The following is a 16,342-nucleotide window of genomic DNA, read 5'->3' on the forward strand; positions in this document are numbered from 1 at the left end:
GGGGCGCCTCGCGGCGCCCCTTCCCAATCCCGCCCCCCGAAAATGGGCCCGGCTGTCCCGGCCGTGCCGCTGGTGTCCCGGGTGTCGCCACCCGGGACGCTTCGGTTCAGCGCAGGACGATCTCGACCCGGCGGTTCTGCGGCTCGCGCACACCGTCGGCGGTCGGCACCAGCGGGCGGCTCTCGCCATAGGCGCTGACGCTGATCTCGTTCCGGCTGATGCCGCGGGCGACCAGCTCGGCCGCGACCGCGTCGGCGCGGCGCTGCGACAGGCGCTGGTTGTAGGCGGGCGTGCCGGAGCGGTCGGCGTGGCCGGCCACCTCGATCCGCGTCGCCTGCACCCGGCCGGCGTTGGACGCCGCCTCGGCGATGATCTCCCGCGCGCGGGAAGTCAGGTCGGCGCGATCCCAGTCGAAGAAGACCAGGTAGGTGCGCGCCGGGGCCGGAGCCACGGCCGGGGCCGCAACGGCGACCGGCGGCGGCGGCGGCGGCGGCTGGAACAGCGCGTAGCGCAGGCCGAGCATGACCGAGTGGTTGTAGTTGTCCGCCTTGATCGTGCCCGCCGCGCCGATCTGGTTGTTGGTCGGGCTGCGGAGGGTGGTGAACATCTCCGGCTGCAGCGTGCCCATGAAGCGGTATTCCGCCGTCAGGGTCACGCCGGTGACGCCCAGCCAGGTGAGCGGCGTGGCAACGCCGAGGATGCCCTGATAGGCGAACTGCGCGTCGGTGTCGTCGGCGTAGAGCACGGCGCCGCCACGGCCGGGGGCGTTGCTCTGGCCACGGACGTTGCGCCAATCGGTCCAGGCATAGCCGACGCCGACGCCGACATAGGGCTGGAAGATGGACTGGCCGAGGCCGAAATTGGCGAAGTCGAAGTCGTAGAAGGCGTTCACCATCACGCCGTAGGTGCTCTGCCAGCCGCCGGTGCGGCCGATCGGCGCCAGGTTGAAGCCGCGGATGCTGTCGACTTCATTGGTGCGGTAGTTGCCTTCGATTTCAGCCCGGAAGCCGTTGCCGAAGCCCCAGCCGATGCTGGCCACGCCGCCCCAGCCGGTGTGGAAGTTGGCCTTGCCGACATTGTTGATCGTGACGTTGCCGGGCAGCCCGAAATTGCCGCTGCTGAGGTTCTGCGTCTCGCCCGACAGGTCGAACTTCGAGGGGCTCTGGACCCAGTTCACGCCGGCGCCGGCGCCGATATACAGGCCGGTGACCGGCTGCGCGCTGGCCGCGAGCGGGGCCACCAGCGGGGCCGCCAGGATGGTCGCTGCCAGCAGCGCCCTTTTCAGAGTCATGGTCCGCGTCTCCGTGTTCGTGGCGCCTGCCGCGGGAACCGGGTGGTCGGTTCGCTGGCGACATGCGCTCATGCGCCTAAAGAAATCCGGGGCCTGAGGTTCGTCGGTCCCGCTGCAAGTCCGAGGGCTGTTGCATTCTGGCCACAACCCCCGTGAGGACCTGGCCGGCGATGCTCGGCGCGTCGGAACGCGGCCGATGTAGAGCAGATTCGCGGCACAAGGTGGCCCCACGGCTGCGCGAGCAGCCCTCTGACGACAGCAGCAGCGGGCTGCTGTGGCCAAATGGCCACGCCCGATCTCGTCATGTAAGGGACATGTAACCAAGTATCGCAAAAAATCCCGCTGCGACGAGTTTTTGCGCGGCTGGCGGTATTCACCAAGTGAATATTGGCGGAGTTGCTCCCACTCGCGTGATGAAGCGATGGGTGACTGTATGATCCAGGCCGGAATGCCACCCGTGCGACACTTGGAGCGGAACGCAGAAGGGGCGCCTCGCGGCGCCCCTCGCGTGACCGCCAAGCCCCGGTGGGGCGACGGTTCAGCGCAGGACGATCTCGACCCGGCGGTTCTGCGGCTCGCGCACGCCGTCGGCGGTCGGCACCAGCGGACGGCTCTCGCCATAGGCGCTGACCGCGATCTCGCTGCGGGCGATGCCGCGGGCGACGAGCTTCCCCCGCCACCGCGTCGGCGCGGCGCTGCGACAGGCGCTGGTTGTAGGCGGGGGTGCCGGAGCGGTCGGCATGGCCCGCCACCTCGATCCGCGTCACCGCGGCACGGCGAGCGTTCTGCGCCGCCTCGCCGATGATCTCCCGGGCGCGGCCGGTCAGGTCGGCACGGTCCCAGTCGAAGAAGACCAGGTAGGTCCGCGCCGGGGCGGGCGCCTGCACCGCCGGCTCCACCACCGGGGCCGGCGGCGGGGAGGCTGGAACAGCGCGTAACGCAGCCCCACGAGGACGGCGTGGTTGTAGTTGTCCGGCTCCACCTTGCCGCGGTCGGCAACGCTGTTGTCGGGCCGGCGCAGCTCGGTCTGGATCTTCGGCGTCAGGGTGCCGAGGAAGCGGTACTCCGCCGTGAGCGAGAGCCCGCGCAGCCCGAATTGCCCGAGCGGGAAGGCCATGCCGGCGATGGCCTGGTAGGCGAACTGCCCGTCGCTGTCATTGGCCGTCAGGCTGAGGCGGCTGAAGCTCGGCACGCTGGCGGCGCGGACGCCCTGCCACTCGGTCCAGACATAGCCTGCGCCGAGGCCGAGATAGGGCGTCACCGGGCTGCCGGCGACGCCGTAGCGGGCCAGGTCGATGTCGTAGAAGACGTTGCCCATGGCGCCGTAGCTGCGCTGCTTGCCCTGGATGCCGATGAAGGGCGAGAGATCGAAGCCACCGATCGCGTTGACGTCGTTCTCCCGGTAGTTGCCCTCGACCTCCGCCCGGATGCCGTTGCCGAAGCCCCAGCCGAGTGAGGCGAGGCCGGCAAAGCCTGCATCGAACCGGGCTGTCCCGGCATTATCGATGTTGGCGTTCAGCTGGTAGCCGCCGCGCCGCAGCGCGATGTCGGCATCCTGCACTTGGTTCCAGCCGCCGCCGCCGGCGATGTAGGGCCCGGTGACCGGCTGGGCCATGGCGTCCCCCAGGGCGCCGCCGATGCCGAAAGAAGGGTCGCTGCCAGCAGCGCCCGTCGGAAACTGTTCATGCCTACTCCGTCCCACTGACATGCCGCGGCGCCGCATCCGACGAACGGTTCCCCAGCGGGCCGCAAGCAGGAGGAAGAATGACCGCGCACTGTCCTGGGTTCGCGCCGGCCAATGCATCGCGGTGGGGTGTGGCGGCGAGGGCACAGCTGTGTATGGCGCGGCGGACACTCCCCTAAAATGCGAGAAGGGGCGCCTTGCGGCGCCCCTTCCCAACAAAGCCCGATGCGGCCGGCCCGATTACTTCAGGACGATCTCGACGCGGCGGTTCTGCGGCTCGCGCACGCCATCTGCGGTCGGGACCAGCGGGCGGCTCTCGCCATAAGCGCTGACCGCGATCTCGTTGCGGGCGATGCCCTGGCGGACCAGCTCGGCGGCGACCGCATCGGCGCGGCGCTGCGAGAGGCGCTGGTTGTACTCGGCCGAGCCGGAGCGGTCGGCGTGGCCGGCCACCTCGATCCGCGTCGTCTGCACCTTGCGGGACGCGCCGGCGGCCTCGGCGATGATCTGCCGGGCGCGCTCGGTCAGGTTGTACTTGTCCCAGTCGAAGAAGACCAGGTAGGTGCGGGCCAGGGCCGGGGCGGCAACCGGCGCAACCACCGGGGCCGGCGGCGGCGCCGGGGTGTAAAGCGCGTAGCGAAGGCCGATCAGGGCCGAGACATTCTCGTTCTTCGGCTTCCAGTTGACCTGCTGGGAGACGGTCGGCGAGACGCGGCTCTGGTCCTTGAAGCTCGGGTCGAGCGTGGCGTAGTAGCGGCCCTCGAGGGTGATCGCGAGGCCGGGGACCATCGAGCCCAGCTCATAGGCGACGCCGAGAATGCCCTGGTAGGCGAACTCGCCCTTGGTCTGGGTCGAGGGGAAGCCGAAGCTGGTGCCCTTCTCGATCTCGTTCCAGCCATAGCCGACGCCGGCGCCGATATAGGGCACCACCGGCAGGCCGATGCGGAAGTCGTACAGCACGTTGACCATCGCGCCGTAGGTGTTCAGCCAGGGGCTGCTGCTCGCTGCGCGGGCGGCCCGGGATGGTGGCGCTGTCCACCTGGTTGGTGCGGTAGTTGCCTTCGAAGCTCGGCACGCAGGCCGTTGCCGAAGCCCCAGCCTACAGAGACGACTCCCATGATGTTGGGATCGGTGCTCACCTGGGCCTTGCCGGTGGCGGTGTTGGTCACCACGCCCGGCGTCCTGACGAGCGACCGGGAATAGTCGCCATCCGCATCCAGGCGGAAATTGGCGCCGACGCCGGCGCCGACGTAAAGGCCCGAAACGGGCTGTGCCTGTGCGGCCAGGGGCAGCGACAGGATCGTCGCGGCCAGGGCGGCCTTCCTGAGGGTCATCCTCGTCTCTCCTCGATCGTTCATCGACCAACCGTCACGCCGTCGAATGTATATTGAATGCCAACACGACGGTGTGCGGAGAGACCTATCATCGCCCGCCCGGCAATGGCAGACGGTATGGACCATTTCCGCATCAATGTGGCGGAAAAGCCACGACGCGGCATGGCAAAATCATCACAGCCTGGATAGACGTGCCGCGATCAAGGCTTGGGGTTGATTTTCACGGCGCCGATTAAGGCTGAACGGGAAAGGGCTGCCTTCAAGCGCGGCGCCGATCCCGACTCGCAAAGCCCAGAATGCAGGAAGCGGCGCCTTGCGGCGCCCCTTCCCAACAAAGCCTAATGCGGCCGGCCCGATTACTTCAGGACGATCTCGACGCGGCGGTTCTGCGGCTCGCGCACGCCATCCGCGGTCGGGACCAGCGGGCGGCTCTCGCCGTAAGCGCTGACCGCGATCTCGTTGCGGGCGATGCCCTGGCGGACCAGCTCGGCGGCGACCGCATCGGCGCGGCGCTGCGAGAGGCGCTGGTTGTACTCGGCCGAGCCGGAGCGGTCGGCGTGGCCGGCCACCTCGATCCGCGTCGTCTGCACCTTGCGGGACGCGCCGGCGGCCTCGGCGATGATCTGCCGGGCGCGCTCGGTCAGGTTGTACTTGTCCCAGTCGAAGAAGACCAGGTAGGTGCGGGCCAGGGCCGGGGCGGCAACCGGCGCAACCACCGCGGCGGCCGCGGCGGACGGCGCGTTGAAGGCATAGCGCAGGCCGAGCAGGATGGAGTGGTTGTAGTTGCCCGGCTTGACCTCGCCAGAGCGCAGCACGGTGCCGGCCGGGCCGGTGCCGGCGCGGACCTCGCCGTCGATCTTCGGATCGACCGTGCCATAGAAGCGATATTCGGTGGTCAGGGTCAGGCCCGCACCGAGGTTGTAGCCGATGCCGGCGATCGCCTGGTAGGCGAAGGCGCCCGCGGTCTCGTCCGAGGTCGCCGAGAGGCCGAGGGCGGCCGAGCTGGCGCGGTACTTGTTGGTCTCGAGCCAGCCATAGCCGGCGCCGACGCCGACATACGGCGTGAAGGCCGTGCCGGTCTGGATGTCATAGAGCGCGTTGACCATCACGCCGAAGTTGGCGAGGGCGCCGCGGCCGCCGACGGTGCCGCCGCCGCTGACCTTGCTCTTGTCGACGTCGTTGGTGCGGTAGTTGCCCTCGAGCTCGGCGCGGAGTCCGTTGCCGAAGCCCCAGCCGAGGGCGCCGACGACGGCGTAGCCCGGCTTGGTCTCGATCTTCGCGCCGTAGCCGAGAGCGTTGAACTTGCTCTCCTGCATGAAGTTCACGCCGGCGCCGGCGCCGACATAGAGGCCCGACACGGGCTGCGCCTGGGCGGCCAGCGGCAGCGCCAGGACCGTCGCGGCCAGAAGGGCCTTCTTGAGGGTCATCCTCGTCTCTCCTCGATCTCGGTAAGGCAAATCTTTCGCGCCGCCAGACGTGCCCGGGGCACGACTCCATCGGAGCGTGGAGAAACCCTACCATCGCGCTGCGCGCATTGGCAGGCGTTATGAACCAGAAAAGCGATGATGTTGCCTTGCGGACACAGTGCCGCATGGCAAATTCGTCACAACCCTTCCAGGGCCGCCGAATCCTCCATTCCCGCCAAGCTGCCGAGCGGCAGCAGGCGGTTGGCATGCCCCAACTTCCGCCCCGGCCGGGCTTCCGCTTTGCCGTAGAGGTGAGGAACCACGCCGGGCCGCTGCAGCAGCGACGGCCAGCGCGCCATGCCCTCCGGCCCCACCAGGTTCAGCATGACCACGTCGTGGTGCCGGTCCGGCGCGGCCAGGGGCAGCCCGGCGACGGCGCGGACATGCTGCTCGAACTGGCTGGCGGCGCAGCCATCCATGGTCCAGTGGCCGGGATTATGCGGCCGCGGGGCGATCTCGTTGCCCAGCAGCGACCCGTCCGGCAGCAGAAACATCTCGAGCGCCAGGACGCCAACGAGGTCCAGCGCGTCCGCCACCGCCGCGGCATGCGTCCGGGCCGCCGCGGCAACCGCGGCGGGCAGCCGCGCCGGGGCGAAGCTCAGGTCGAGGATGTGGTCTCGGTGCCGGTTCTCCACCGCGTCGTAGACCGCCGTGGCGCCATCCGCGCCGCGCGCCGCGATCGCCGAGAGCTCGGCAACGAAGGGCACGAAGGCTTCCAGGATCAGCGGCTTCGGCGCGAGCCGGGCGAAGGCCGGCGCCGCCTCCGCCGGATGCCGCAGCACCGCCTGGCCGCGGCCGTCATAGCCCATGCGGGTGGTCTTCAGCACCGCCGGCAGGCCGATCGCGGCGATCGCCTCGGTCAGCTCCGCCTCGGTCCGCACCGCCCGCCAGGGTGCCACCGGGACGCCGGCCCGGGTCAGGAAGTCCTTCTCCCGCAGCCGGTCCTGGCAGATCCGCAGGACCCCGACCCCCGGCCGGCAGGGCACCAGCGGCTCGATCGCCGCCAGGGTCTCGGCCGGGACATTCTCGAATTCGAAGGTGACGACATCGACCGCATCGGCGAATTCGGCCAGCGCCTCGGTGTCCTCGTAGGGCGCGACGGTCGCCGCCGCTGCCACCTGCATGCCCGGCCCGTCCTGCTCCGGGGAGAAGACATGGCAGCGATAGCCGAGCCGCGCCGCGGCCAGCGCCGACATGCGGCCGAGCTGGCCGCCGCCGAGGATGCCGATGGTGGCGCCGGGCGGCAGCGGGAAGCGGCCCGCGAAGGCGTCGGTCACGGCGCAGGCTCGAAGGGGGCCTCGGGCACGCCCGCGGTCTGCGCCGCGCGCCAGGCGTCCAGCCGCCCGGCCAGCGCCGGGTCCGAGAGCGCCAGGATGGCGGCCGCCAGCAGCGCCGCGTTGATCGCCCCCGCCTTGCCGATCGCCAGGGTGCCCACGGGGATGCCGCCGGGCATCTGGGCGATCGACAGCAGGCTGTCCATGCCCTTCAGCGCGTGGCTCTCGACCGGCACGCCGAGCACCGGCAGCGGCGTCATCGCCGCGGCCATGCCCGGCAGGTGGGCCGCGCCGCCGGCCCCGGCGACGATGACCTTCAGCCCGCGCCCCCGCGCGCCCTCGGCGTATGCGACCAGCCGACCGGGGGTACGATGGGCGGAGACCACCCGCGTCTCGTACGGGACGCCGAGCGCCTGGAGCGTTTCGGCGGCATGGCGCATCGTCTCCCAGTCGGAACGGCTGCCCATGATGATGCCGACCAGCGGCATCGGAGGCTCGGCGGTCATGGCGATACTCAGGCGATGATGTCGGGCAGCAGGCGGCCTTCCAGCCAGGTGATCTCGTCCTTCAGCTTCAGCTTGCGCTTCTTCAGCCGCTGGACCTGGAGCTGGTCGGTGAGGCTGTCCGAGAGCCTGGCGATGACCGTGTCCAGGTCGCGGTGCTCGCTTCGCATCTCGTGCAGGCGGCGCAGCAGGGATCTGCGGTCATCCAGCATCGGGGCATGCGCTCGGCCAGTGAAAGGTCGGGAAGTGAAAGGAGGGATGCATTCGCCTCCCCGCCGCCCTTACCATGCCAGGCGCGGGCGCAACAGCACGGCCGTGTCCGGGTTGGGCGACCGCGTCTCACAGACGCAGGGAGATGCCGAATGAACACTTCGCCGAGGATCCGGTCCCTAGAGGAGCGGCATGCGGTGCTTGACCGGCAGATCGGCGAGGAGGATGGGCGGCCCAGGCCCGACGAGACGGAACTGAACCGGCTCAAACGGGAAAAGCTGCGGCTGAAGGAGGAGATCGAGAAGCTGCGCCGCCAGGCCTAGCGCGGCGTGAAAGGGCCGTCGCGCCCTGGCGGGGCGGCGGCCCGCTTCCGGGTCAGGCCAGGCTCTCTTCGGCGTCCATCGGCGGCAGCGGCGCGCCGGGCGGGCGTTCCCCGGCGGCGGCGACGGCGGCGTTGAGGTCGCCCTGGCTGCAGAGGCCGAGGATCACCGGGTCGCGCGGCTTGATGTTCGGGCTGTTCCAATGGGTCTTGTCGCGCACCTTGGCGATCGTCTCCTTGGTGGTGCCGAGCAGCTTGCCCACGGCGACATCGGTCAGGTGCGGGTAGTGCCGCAGCACCCAGGCGATGGCGTCCGGCCGGTCGTTGCGCTTGGAGACGGGGGTGTACTTGGCGCCCTTGCCGCGCGGCTTCGGGATCGGCAAGGAGTTGGCCGAGATCTGCAGCCGGGCGGAGGAGTCGGCCTCGCAGCGGGCGATCTCCTCCCGGCTCAGCTGGCCATTCAGCACCGGGTCGTAGCCGATGATGCCCTGCGCCACCTCGCCATCGGCGATCGCCTGGACCTCGAGCGGGTGCATGCCGACGAAATCCGCGACCTGTTCGAAGGTCAGCGAGGTCTTCTCGATCAGCCACACGGCAGTGGCCTTCGGCATCAGGGGCTGGGTCATGGAAGCGGAACCTTCTGGGCGGCGCCGGGGAGGGCCGGGCATCCCCGACACGGCAATGGCTGGCATATAGAGGCGGCCCCCCGCAGGGTCAAAGCCCGGACGCCAAAGGAGAATGAATGATGGAGGAAGACGCGCCCCGCCGCGCCGCAGGCCTCACGCCGCCGGTTCTCGATGGTTGGGATGTTGAAGAACTGAAGAATTACATCGAACGGCTCCGGGCCGAGATCGGCCGGGCCGAGGCGGCCATTGCGAAGAAGCAGGCGCATCGCGGGGCGGCGGATGCGTTCTTCCGCACCAGGCCGGAGTAGGGCCGGCAGGACGGCATCCGCCACGCGCGCCGCATCGCTGCTGCCGGGTTCAGGCCGGATGGTAGGTCTCGATCCGCAGGTCCCGGAGCGTCAGGTCCTGGGCGGTGCCGAGGGTGGCGATCGTGGTCAGGTAGCGGGTCGGGCCGGGCATCTCGACCGGCACGACCAGGGTGCCGCGCCGCCCGGCGGGCGGTTCCGCATCAGGGCGGCGACGCCAGGCTGCGCCAGGGCCTCCTCGATCGGCGGGCGCCTGGCCGGGTCGGCGCTCGGCAGCCGCGCCTCCCGCTGCACGCGGTCCAGCAGGGCGCGCGCCACCTCCGGCCAATTGCCGACGAAGCGGCGGGCGCCATCGGGGTGGCAGAGCAGCCGCAGCAGGTTCGGCCGCGGCGGCGGGAGCAAGGCCAAGCGCGGCAGGGGGAGGCGGCCGACCGCCGCGTCCACTCCGGCGGCCAGGCAGGCATCGAGCGCCCCGCCATAGGCGCCGTTGAACATCACCACGTCCCAGGCCGCGTCGAAGGCCACCGCCGGCAGCGGGTCATGCCGTGCCAGGATCAGCCGCAGCGCCGCCAGGACCTCGGCCATCGCCGGCGCCTCCAGCGGCGTGTCGCGATGCGCCGGGGCATGGCCGGCGGCCAACAGCACCCCGTCCGCCTCGCGTGGCGGCACCCCCAGCACCTCGCAGAGCCGCAGCACCAGGCCGGGGCTTGGACGGGACCGCCCGGTTTCGACGAAGCTGAGATGCCGGGTGGAGATGCCGGTCTCCAGCGCCAGGTCAAGCTGGCTCAGACGCCGGGCGCGGCGGGCGCGGGCCAGCAGGGCGCCGGCATTCTGGCCGTTCTGATATCCGTCCATGCCCCGGAGCCTGCCCGGTCGGGCGCGCGGATTCCATGACCTCGCGGGTAAGGCGCGCATGAAAAAGGCCGGCGGGTTGCCCCGCCGGCCCTCGTCGAAACCCCGTCCGGGCCGCTTACGCAGCCTGGGCCTGATCCGTCTGCTCGTTCGCGGTGATCTGCGGCTGCGGCCGGCCGGCCTGCACCGGGATCTGCCGCGGCTTCAGCGCCTCCGGCACCACGCGCTTCAGGGCCAGCTCCAGCAACCCGTTCTCCAGGTTGGCGCCCTCGACCACGATGTGGTCGGCAAGGACGAAGCGGCGCTCAAAGGCGCGGCCGGCGATGCCGCGATGCAGGTAGCTGCGGCCTTCCGGCGCCTGCGGCGCACGGCCGGCGACGGTCAGCACGTTCTCCCGCGCCACCACATCGATGTCGCCAGGGCCGAAGCCGGCCACGGCCATGGTGAGGACGTAGCTGTCGTCCCCGGTCTTCTCGATGTTGTAGGGGGATAGCTCTGCGCCTCGCCCACGGAACGGGCGCTCTCGAGCTGACGGGCCAGCCGGTCGAAGCCGATGGCGGTACGGAACAGGGGGAGAAATCGAGGGTGTTCACAGCCAAACCTCCTGAAAGCAAGGTCTGTTGATGCCTGCGGCCCCTGACCCGAACGGCCCCGACCGGGCACCGCGAAGGGAAGGAACCACGCCCGGGGCCCCATCAGGGCGCCCCGTGACAGCGCTGAATGGCAAGCGCCGCCCCCCGGTCAAGGGGGCGGCGCTGCCGGTTCTGCTCATCCCGGCCGCGGCCGGGGGGCTTACTTGGTGCGCGTGCCGATGCTGGCGAAGCGCTTGTTGAATTGGCGACCTGACCGCCGGTGTCCATCACGCGCTGGATGCCGGTCCAGGCCGGGTGCGACTTCGGGTCGATGTCGAGCCGCAGCGTGTCGCCTTCCTTGCCCATGCAGGACCGCGTCTTGTAGGCGGTCCCGTCGGTCATGATGACGTTGATCTCGTGGTACTCGGGATGGATGTCGGGCTTCATGGCGCGCTCATGAACTGGGGCGCAGCCGATACCGACCGGCCGCGGGAAGCGGACGGCTATAGGGGAAGGGGAGAGGTGGCGCAACAGGCGGGGCCCCCGGCGGCCCATTGCTGCCCGCGTGGCCCGTCGCGGGCCGGCCGCCCACTTCCCGGCTGGACGCCGCCTGCCCGCCCGCCTAGGGTGCCCGGGACATGCAGCGCAGCGCATCCCCCGCCGACCGGACCCGCGGCTTCCCCGCCGGTGGCTTCGCGCGCGCGCTTGCCAGCCTCCTTCTCCTTCGACTTAGCCGCCCCTGGGCGTGACGACCGGCTGACCGCCGGTTATCGCTCAGGGGATTCTGGGGCGCCGCCATGCGTCCCGCCTGGCTGAACGAGACGAAGACCAAGGAACGCCCCAATGGCCATCACCCATCCCAGCTTCGGCAAGCTGGACGACGACCGCATCATTTTCTTCGACACCACCCTGCGGGACGGCGAGCAATCCCCCGGCTTCTCGATGAACCTCGAGGAGAAGCTGCGCATGGCCGAGGAACTGGCCGAGCTGGGCGTCGACGTGATCGAGGCCGGCTTCGCCATCGCCTCCCCGGCGACTTCGAGAGCGTGCAATCGATCGCGCAGAAATTCTCGAAGGACGGCCCGGTCATCGCCAGCCTCGGCCGCGCCAACCCGGCCGACATCCTGCGCAGCGCCGAGGCCTTGAAGCCCGCCGCGCGCAAGCGCATCCACATCGTCCTGGCGACCTCCGAGCTGCACATGCGGGTCAAGCTGCGGCTGACGCCGGAGGAGGTGCTGGAGCTGACCACCAGCAGCGTCACCCTGGGCCGGCAGCACTCGGACGACGTCGAGTGGTCGGCCGAGGATGGCAGCCGCTCCGACCCCGACTTCCTCTGCCGCTGCGTCGAGGCCGCCATCAAGGCCGGCGCGACCACCATCAACATCCCCGACACCGTCGGCTACTCGATGCCGGAGGACATGGCGCGGATCTTCCGCGACCTGCGCAACCGGGTGCCGGGGATCGAGAAGGTCGTGCTCTCGGCGCACAACCACAACGACCTCGGCATGGCGGTGGCCAATACCCTGGCCGCCATCCAGGCCGGCGTGCGGCAAATCGAGAGCACGATCAACGGGATCGGCGAGCGGGCCGGCAATGCCAGCCTGGAAGAAGTGGCGATGGCGCTGCGCACCCGGCGCGACGCGCTGCCCTTCCGCAACAACATCCAGACCCCGCGCATCCTGCGCACCTCGAAGCTGCTGGCGACCATCACGGGCTTCGACGTGCAGCCGAACAAGGCGGTGGTCGGCCGCAACGCCTTCGCGCATGAATCCGGCATCCACCAGGACGGCGTGCTGAAGGACGCCTCGACCTACGAGATCATGACGCCCGAGAGTGTCGGCTGGACCACCAACAGCCTGGTGCTCGGCAAGCACTCTGGCCGGGCCGCCTTCCGCGACAAGCTGAAGGCCCTGGGCTATGGCGAGATCGGCGACAATGCCCTGAACGATGCCTTCCGGCGCTTCAAGGACATCGCCGACCGCAAGAAGGTGGTCTACGACGAGGACGTGGCGGCGCTGGTGGACGACGAGGTCGTGCGCGGCAACGACCGGGTCCGGCTGGTCGGGCTGACCGTGGCCACCGGCCTCGGCGTCCGGCCGATGGCGACGCTGGCGCTGGAAGTGGACGGCGAGCGGCGCGACGGCATGGCGACCGGCGACGGCGCGGTGGACGCGACCTTCATCGCCATCCGCCAGGCCTTCCCACACGACGTGTCGCTGAAACTGTTCGCGGTACAGAGCGTGACCGGCGGCACCGACGCGCAGGCGCGCGTCACCGTGCGGCTGGAGGAAGCGGGCAAACTCGTGGACGGCCAGGGGTCGGATACCGACACCATCGTCGCCGCGGCACGGGCCTATGTGCATGCGCTGAACAAGCTTCTGGCGAAGCGCGAGCGGACCAAGCCGCCGGAATTCCAGGCCGCGCTTACGGCCTAACGCCAGGGGCGCGGCACCGGTCCACCCGGTGCCGCTGCCTCAGTCTTCCTTTTCCTTGCGGTCTTCCTCGATCATCCGGAGCAGAGCTTCGGGAATCGGTTCATTCGCGACCGTGTCATAAAGCTGGTGCAACCCGCGGCGCAGCCACAGGTCGAAGGCGTTGTCCACCGCCCCGTCCTCCTGTTCCGCGTCGGCCTTGGCCGGATCGCCTGGTTTCTTCTGGTCCGTCTTGCCCATCGCCGCTGCCAGGAAGGACGGGCTGGTGGCAGGCCGTTCCAGGACCGCCACCCCACTCCGCGTCATCGCACCCTGAACTCCGGCGCGATATTCGCCAATGCCTATGACATCGGAACGCTCCGACCGCGGCAACTGGCGCTCGGACCGCTCCTCGCCGGCCAGCCAGGTCTGCAACTGGCGACGGGCGCGGAAGACGCGGCTCTTCGCGGTGCCCACAGCGCAGCCCGTCGCCTGCGCCACTTCCTCGTAGGAAAGTCCTTGCAAAACAACCATGAAGAGGGCTTCGCGCTGGTCGCTCGGCAGCCGCCCGAGCGCCCGGCTGAGCTCCTTCAGCACCATCCGGTCGTCATGCGCGCCACTGACCGCAAAGGCCGACATCGGCAGATCCTCGATGTCCGTGGTCTCGCGCTGCTTGCGCAGAGTTGAAATGAAGCGGTTGCGCAGGATGCGGTGCATCCAGGCGGCGAAGTTGGTGCCGGGGGTGAAGCTCTCCTGCGCCGCGAGCGCATTCGCCACGGCATCCTGCACCAGATCCTCGGCGGCGGCGCGGTTGCGGGTCAGGGCCAGCGCCTGGACCCGCAGCTTCGGCAGCAGGGCGACCAGCTGCTTGTGGGATCGGCGCTGGCGCGGCCGCCGCGCTGCGGCTTGGTGGCAACCGGCTGCGTCGCCTGAGCGTCCGGTGCGGTATTGGTGATGCCGTCCATGCTGCGTCCCCTTGCGATCTCTGATGACCAGTGATCGCCGGGGAGCGGGGTTGCATCGCGGTTCCGTTACGCCATCACACGACCGAGAGCGGCAGCGAGCTGCGTCCGTGCCCGCGACACCCGCGCCTTCATGGTGCCGACCGGCACGCCGCAGATCGCCGCGGCCTCGGCATGCGACAGCCCCTGGGGTCCGACCAGGATCACCGCTTCGCGCAGCAGCGGCGGCAGGGCGGCGATCGCCCGCGCCAGGTCGCGCACCTGCCCCGGCGTTTCCTGCAAGGGCGGGGCGGACTCCTCGGGCACCGCGGCGCGTAGCCGCGCCGCTTCCCGCTTTCGGGCCCGCAGTTGCTCGTGGAAGATGTTGCGCACGGTCGCCAGGCACCAGGCGCGCAGGTCCTCGACCGGCTCCTCGCGCGCGTCGAGGCTGCGCAGGCTGCGCGCCAGAGCCTCCTGAACCAAATCGTCCGCTTCCGTCCGCGATCCGCAGAGGAATCGGGCGAATGCGCGCAGTTCGGGCAACAATCCCGCGAGCGCGGTCCGCAGTCCCGTATCCGTGGCTTGTTCGGTCACCGGACGATCAATATCAACCTCATCTTATCCCAGCGAGGACGTCGGGCTTGTGCCAGCGATGACAACCCGAAGAGCGGTCGAGGCCTGACTGCAATGAGTGCAATGGACCGCGGTGCGCTGATCCGAGCGCTTCCTTATGCACGCCGCTATGCGCGCGCGCTGACCGGCAGCCAGTCACGTGGCGACGAGGTGGTGGCGGAGGCGCTGAAGCAGGTGCTCGCCTCGCCGCCCGAAAGCCTGGCCGTCGATCCCGGCGCCCGTGTCGCGCTGTACGGCGCGATCGGCGACCGGGTGCGCGAGGCCGAGGCCACGCCGGCGATCGACCTCTCCGAGATGTCGATGCTGCAACGCATGCTGCTGCTGCTGACGGCACTCGAGGAACAGCCGCTGACCGCCGCCGCCGCCGCCTGCCGCATCCTGCCGGCGACGGCCGAGCTGGAGCTGCGGCTGGCGCGCGACAGCCTGCGCACCGGCGTCGCCACCCGCGTCCTGATCATCGAGGACGAGCCGATCATCGCTCTCGACATCCAGGAGCTGGTGGAGCGCTGCGGCCACAGCGTGGTCGGCATCGCTGCGACCGAGGCGGAAGCGGTGGCGATCGCCGAGGCGGAGCGGCCCGGGCTGGTGCTGGCCGACATCAATCTCGGCGCCGGCGGCGACGGCGCCAGCGCGGTCGCGCGCATCCTGAAGCACCTGACCGCGCCGGTGATCTTCGTCACCGCCTATCCCGAACGGCTGCTGACCGGGGAGGCGGTGGAGCCGGCTTTCGTCATCACCAAGCCCTTCGATCCCACGACTTTGGCGGTGGCGACCTTCCAGGCGGTGACGCGCGGCGTTCGGCCGGTCTGACGCCGCCCGCGTCGCCGCGCCGCCGCCGGACATCCTTGTTTCTCCCGGTTCGTTGAGCATCGGCAACCGCGGCGGCAGGGCAGCGTTCTCCGCCCACTCACGTAACGGAGGACGCGCATGCTCTACTGGACCCTCATTTTCCTCGTCGTCGCACTGGTCGCCGGCCTGTTCGGCTTCGGCGGCATCGCCTCCGCCTCCGCGGGCATTGCCAAGATCCTCTTCGCCATCTTCATCGTGCTGTTCCTGGTCTCGCTGATCTTCGGCGTCGTGCGCGGCGCCTGAGGCAGCCGCCATGCGGCGCCGCGCAGCCCTTCTCGCCGCCGCGGCGCTCGCACCGGCTGCCGCCCTGGCGCAGGTCGTCGCCTCGCCCACCAAGGGCGAGTTCTGGTTCGACCCAACTCAGATTGCCTTCCTTCACCGGCACGGTGGAGCGCTACCTGCTGAACCCGCGCGGGGAGACCGATGCCCTGATCTTTCGCGAGGGACCGCAGATCGTCTTCCCGCCTGACATCGCCGAGGCGGTGAGGCAGGCGGCGCCGCCCGGCAAGCCGCTGGTGGCGTGGGGCATCCGCGCGCGCAGTGCGCCGGTCATCACCATGTTGGCCTTCGCGCCCAGCGCCGACGCGGCACCGACGGTGCTCGACCGGTTCTACTGGCGGCTCGGCGGCCGCAGGCCGCTGGAGCAGGCGGCCCATCTCGCCTTCGCCGGCATCGTCAAGCAGCCCTACTACACCCCGCAGGGCGAGGTTGCCGGGGCGGTGCTGGAGGACGGCACGGTCATCCTGCTGCCGCAAGGCGCGGTCGAGGCTGCCCGCGACCTGCTGAAGCCGGGGGCGAAGCTGGCGGCCGAGGGCATCGGCAGCGAAGGCGCGGCCGGACGCGCCCTGCTGGCCAGCGCGGTCGGCGAGGCGCCGGACGCGCTCAAGCCGCTGGCGCGCTGAGCCCGGCTGATGGCCGAGAGCGAGTTCCCGCACCCGCCCGACAGCTTCGGCCGCCGCGTGCGCCGCCTGGCCGGCCAGTACTTCAACGGCGAGGAGAAGCGGAAGGCCCGGCTGCTGGCCTTCGGCGTCCTGGCCCTGACCCTGCTGCAGATCGGCATCCAGGTGCGCTT

General features: G+C 70.3%; 18 protein-coding genes and 4 pseudogenes. 6 read left to right on the plus strand and 16 right to left on the minus strand.

The annotated features are described in order from the left end of the window. Positions 1-106: 106 nt before the first annotated feature. The 9 genes from ACQ86J_RS28565 to ACQ86J_RS28605 form a co-directional block, all read right to left on the minus strand. Complete coding sequence (locus tag ACQ86J_RS28565; RefSeq protein WP_431268180.1) at positions 107-1,291, minus strand: OmpA family protein; 1,185 nt, start codon at positions 1,289-1,291, stop codon at positions 107-109. Between the two features lie 68 nt (positions 1,292-1,359). Continuing rightward, positions 1,360-2,193: an OmpA family protein gene (locus ACQ86J_RS28570; protein WP_431268181.1), complete on the minus strand. Its 834-nt coding sequence runs from the start codon at positions 2,191-2,193 to the stop codon at positions 1,360-1,362. Next, positions 2,115-2,906: an outer membrane protein gene (locus tag ACQ86J_RS28575; RefSeq protein WP_431268182.1), complete on the minus strand. Its 792-nt coding sequence runs from the start codon at positions 2,904-2,906 to the stop codon at positions 2,115-2,117. Before ACQ86J_RS28575 ends, ACQ86J_RS28570 begins: the two co-directional genes overlap by 79 nt. Before the next feature lie 309 nt (positions 2,907-3,215). Next, a complete protein-coding gene (locus tag ACQ86J_RS28580; RefSeq protein WP_431268183.1) occupies positions 3,216-3,944 on the minus strand; it encodes an OmpA family protein in 729 nt (242 codons plus the stop codon). Between the two features lie 14 nt (positions 3,945-3,958). Then, the gene (locus tag ACQ86J_RS28585; RefSeq protein WP_431268184.1) at positions 3,959-4,309 is read right to left on the minus strand and encodes a hypothetical protein; all 351 of its coding nucleotides are present in this window, start codon (positions 4,307-4,309) and stop codon (positions 3,959-3,961) included. A gap of 356 nt (positions 4,310-4,665) precedes the next feature. Next, positions 4,666-5,736, minus strand: a complete 1,071-nt coding sequence (locus ACQ86J_RS28590) for an OmpA family protein (protein WP_431268185.1) — start codon at positions 5,734-5,736, stop codon at positions 4,666-4,668. Between the two features lie 176 nt (positions 5,737-5,912). Next, positions 5,913-6,971 (minus strand): 5-(carboxyamino)imidazole ribonucleotide synthase, encoded by a 1,059-nt coding sequence (locus ACQ86J_RS28595; protein ID WP_431272566.1) that lies wholly within the window; start codon positions 6,969-6,971, stop codon positions 5,913-5,915. 77 nt (positions 6,972-7,048) lie between these two features. Beyond that, entirely contained in the window at positions 7,049-7,555 is a 507-nt protein-coding gene (purE, locus tag ACQ86J_RS28600) for a 5-(carboxyamino)imidazole ribonucleotide mutase (RefSeq protein ID WP_431268186.1), read from the minus strand. Between the two features lie 8 nt (positions 7,556-7,563). After that, positions 7,564-7,764, minus strand: coding sequence for a YdcH family protein (locus ACQ86J_RS28605; protein ID WP_431268187.1), 201 nt, complete (start codon positions 7,762-7,764; stop codon positions 7,564-7,566). 195 nt (positions 7,765-7,959) lie between these two features. On the opposite strand from ACQ86J_RS28605, the gene ACQ86J_RS28610 reads away from it, so the two are divergent. Beyond that, positions 7,960-8,085: a YdcH family protein gene (locus tag ACQ86J_RS28610; protein WP_431268188.1), complete on the plus strand. Its 126-nt coding sequence runs from the start codon at positions 7,960-7,962 to the stop codon at positions 8,083-8,085. A 52-nt stretch (positions 8,086-8,137) separates the two neighbouring features. Here ACQ86J_RS28610 and ACQ86J_RS28615 read toward each other — a convergent pair whose 3' ends face one another. Next, positions 8,138-8,707, minus strand: coding sequence for a DUF1013 domain-containing protein (locus ACQ86J_RS28615; RefSeq protein WP_431268189.1), 570 nt, complete (start codon positions 8,705-8,707; stop codon positions 8,138-8,140). A gap of 116 nt (positions 8,708-8,823) precedes the next feature. Here ACQ86J_RS28615 and ACQ86J_RS28620 point away from each other — a divergent pair, with 116 nt between their 5' ends. Then, positions 8,824-9,015, plus strand: coding sequence for a DUF1192 domain-containing protein (locus tag ACQ86J_RS28620; RefSeq protein WP_431268190.1), 192 nt, complete (start codon positions 8,824-8,826; stop codon positions 9,013-9,015). Positions 9,016-9,141: 126 nt separating this feature from the next. Here ACQ86J_RS28620 and ACQ86J_RS28625 read toward each other — a convergent pair whose 3' ends face one another. The 3 genes and pseudogenes from ACQ86J_RS28625 to rpmE all read right to left on the minus strand — a co-directional run bounded on the left by ACQ86J_RS28625 (position 9,142) and on the right by rpmE (position 10,883). Then, positions 9,142-9,867 carry a helix-turn-helix domain-containing protein gene (locus tag ACQ86J_RS28625; RefSeq protein ID WP_431268191.1) on the minus strand — a complete coding sequence of 242 codons (726 nt, stop codon included), beginning with the start codon at positions 9,865-9,867 and terminating at the stop codon, positions 9,142-9,144. Between the two features lie 115 nt (positions 9,868-9,982). Next, a pseudogene (locus ACQ86J_RS28630) lies at positions 9,983-10,434 on the minus strand (Hsp20 family protein). 222 nt (positions 10,435-10,656) lie between these two features. Beyond that, positions 10,657-10,883, minus strand: a pseudogene (rpmE, locus tag ACQ86J_RS28635) (50S ribosomal protein L31). A gap of 396 nt (positions 10,884-11,279) precedes the next feature. Here rpmE and ACQ86J_RS28640 point away from each other — a divergent pair. Next, positions 11,280-12,871, plus strand: a pseudogene (locus ACQ86J_RS28640) (2-isopropylmalate synthase). Between the two features lie 39 nt (positions 12,872-12,910). On the opposite strand, the gene ACQ86J_RS28645 reads toward ACQ86J_RS28640, so the two are convergent. The 3 genes and pseudogenes from ACQ86J_RS28645 to ACQ86J_RS28655 all read right to left on the minus strand — a co-directional run bounded on the left by ACQ86J_RS28645 (position 12,911) and on the right by ACQ86J_RS28655 (position 14,382). Next, positions 12,911-13,108 carry a hypothetical protein gene (locus ACQ86J_RS28645; RefSeq protein WP_431272567.1) on the minus strand — a complete coding sequence of 66 codons (198 nt, stop codon included), beginning with the start codon at positions 13,106-13,108 and terminating at the stop codon, positions 12,911-12,913. Positions 13,109-13,237: 129 nt separating this feature from the next. Then, a pseudogene (locus ACQ86J_RS28650) lies at positions 13,238-13,711 on the minus strand (sigma-70 family RNA polymerase sigma factor); the annotation flags it as partial. A gap of 167 nt (positions 13,712-13,878) precedes the next feature. Next, complete coding sequence (locus ACQ86J_RS28655; protein WP_431268192.1) at positions 13,879-14,382, minus strand: sigma-70 family RNA polymerase sigma factor; 504 nt, start codon at positions 14,380-14,382, stop codon at positions 13,879-13,881. A 93-nt stretch (positions 14,383-14,475) separates the two neighbouring features. Between ACQ86J_RS28655 and ACQ86J_RS28660 the strand changes: the two genes are divergently transcribed. The 3 genes from ACQ86J_RS28660 to ACQ86J_RS28670 all read left to right on the plus strand — a co-directional run bounded on the left by ACQ86J_RS28660 (position 14,476) and on the right by ACQ86J_RS28670 (position 16,172). Then, positions 14,476-15,231 (plus strand): PhyR family response regulator anti-anti-sigma factor, encoded by a 756-nt coding sequence (locus ACQ86J_RS28660; RefSeq protein ID WP_431268193.1) that lies wholly within the window; start codon positions 14,476-14,478, stop codon positions 15,229-15,231. A 117-nt stretch (positions 15,232-15,348) separates the two neighbouring features. Beyond that, positions 15,349-15,513 carry a DUF1328 domain-containing protein gene (locus tag ACQ86J_RS28665; protein WP_431268194.1) on the plus strand — a complete coding sequence of 55 codons (165 nt, stop codon included), beginning with the start codon at positions 15,349-15,351 and terminating at the stop codon, positions 15,511-15,513. Positions 15,514-15,635: 122 nt separating this feature from the next. Next, positions 15,636-16,172, plus strand: coding sequence for a hypothetical protein (locus ACQ86J_RS28670; protein WP_431268195.1), 537 nt, complete (start codon positions 15,636-15,638; stop codon positions 16,170-16,172). Positions 16,173-16,342 lie beyond the last annotated feature (170 nt).

The sequence above is a fragment of the Dankookia sp. P2 genome (genome assembly GCF_050632255.1).
Lineage (GTDB): Bacteria > Pseudomonadota > Alphaproteobacteria > Acetobacterales > Acetobacteraceae > Paracraurococcus.

Excerpts from the sequence above, each read along its gene's own strand:
- ACQ86J_RS28660 (WP_431268193.1), top strand. The coding sequence starts at position 14,476 with ATGAGTGCAATGGACCGCGGTGCGCTGATCCGAGCGCTTCCTTATGCA.
- ACQ86J_RS28575 (WP_431268182.1), bottom strand. The coding sequence starts at position 2,906 with ATGGCCCAGCCGGTCACCGGGCCCTACATCGCCGGCGGCGGCGGCTGG.
- ACQ86J_RS28625 (WP_431268191.1), bottom strand. The coding sequence starts at position 9,867 with ATGGACGGATATCAGAACGGCCAGAATGCCGGCGCCCTGCTGGCCCGC.
- ACQ86J_RS28585 (WP_431268184.1), bottom strand. The coding sequence starts at position 4,309 with ATGACCCTCAGGAAGGCCGCCCTGGCCGCGACGATCCTGTCGCTGCCC.
- ACQ86J_RS28645 (WP_431272567.1), bottom strand. The coding sequence starts at position 13,108 with ATGGGCAAGACGGACCAGAAGAAACCAGGCGATCCGGCCAAGGCCGAC.
- ACQ86J_RS28590 (WP_431268185.1), bottom strand. The coding sequence starts at position 5,736 with ATGACCCTCAAGAAGGCCCTTCTGGCCGCGACGGTCCTGGCGCTGCCG.
- purE (WP_431268186.1), bottom strand. The coding sequence starts at position 7,555 with ATGACCGCCGAGCCTCCGATGCCGCTGGTCGGCATCATCATGGGCAGC.
- ACQ86J_RS28565 (WP_431268180.1), bottom strand. The coding sequence starts at position 1,291 with ATGACTCTGAAAAGGGCGCTGCTGGCAGCGACCATCCTGGCGGCCCCG.
- ACQ86J_RS28615 (WP_431268189.1), bottom strand. The coding sequence starts at position 8,707 with ATGACCCAGCCCCTGATGCCGAAGGCCACTGCCGTGTGGCTGATCGAG.
- ACQ86J_RS28605 (WP_431268187.1), bottom strand. The coding sequence starts at position 7,764 with ATGCTGGATGACCGCAGATCCCTGCTGCGCCGCCTGCACGAGATGCGA.
- ACQ86J_RS28665 (WP_431268194.1), top strand. The coding sequence starts at position 15,349 with ATGCTCTACTGGACCCTCATTTTCCTCGTCGTCGCACTGGTCGCCGGC.
- ACQ86J_RS28580 (WP_431268183.1), bottom strand. The coding sequence starts at position 3,944 with ATGGTCAACGTGCTGTACGACTTCCGCATCGGCCTGCCGGTGGTGCCC.
- ACQ86J_RS28620 (WP_431268190.1), top strand. The coding sequence starts at position 8,824 with ATGATGGAGGAAGACGCGCCCCGCCGCGCCGCAGGCCTCACGCCGCCG.
- ACQ86J_RS28595 (WP_431272566.1), bottom strand. The coding sequence starts at position 6,971 with ATGTCGGCGCTGGCCGCGGCGCGGCTCGGCTATCGCTGCCATGTCTTC.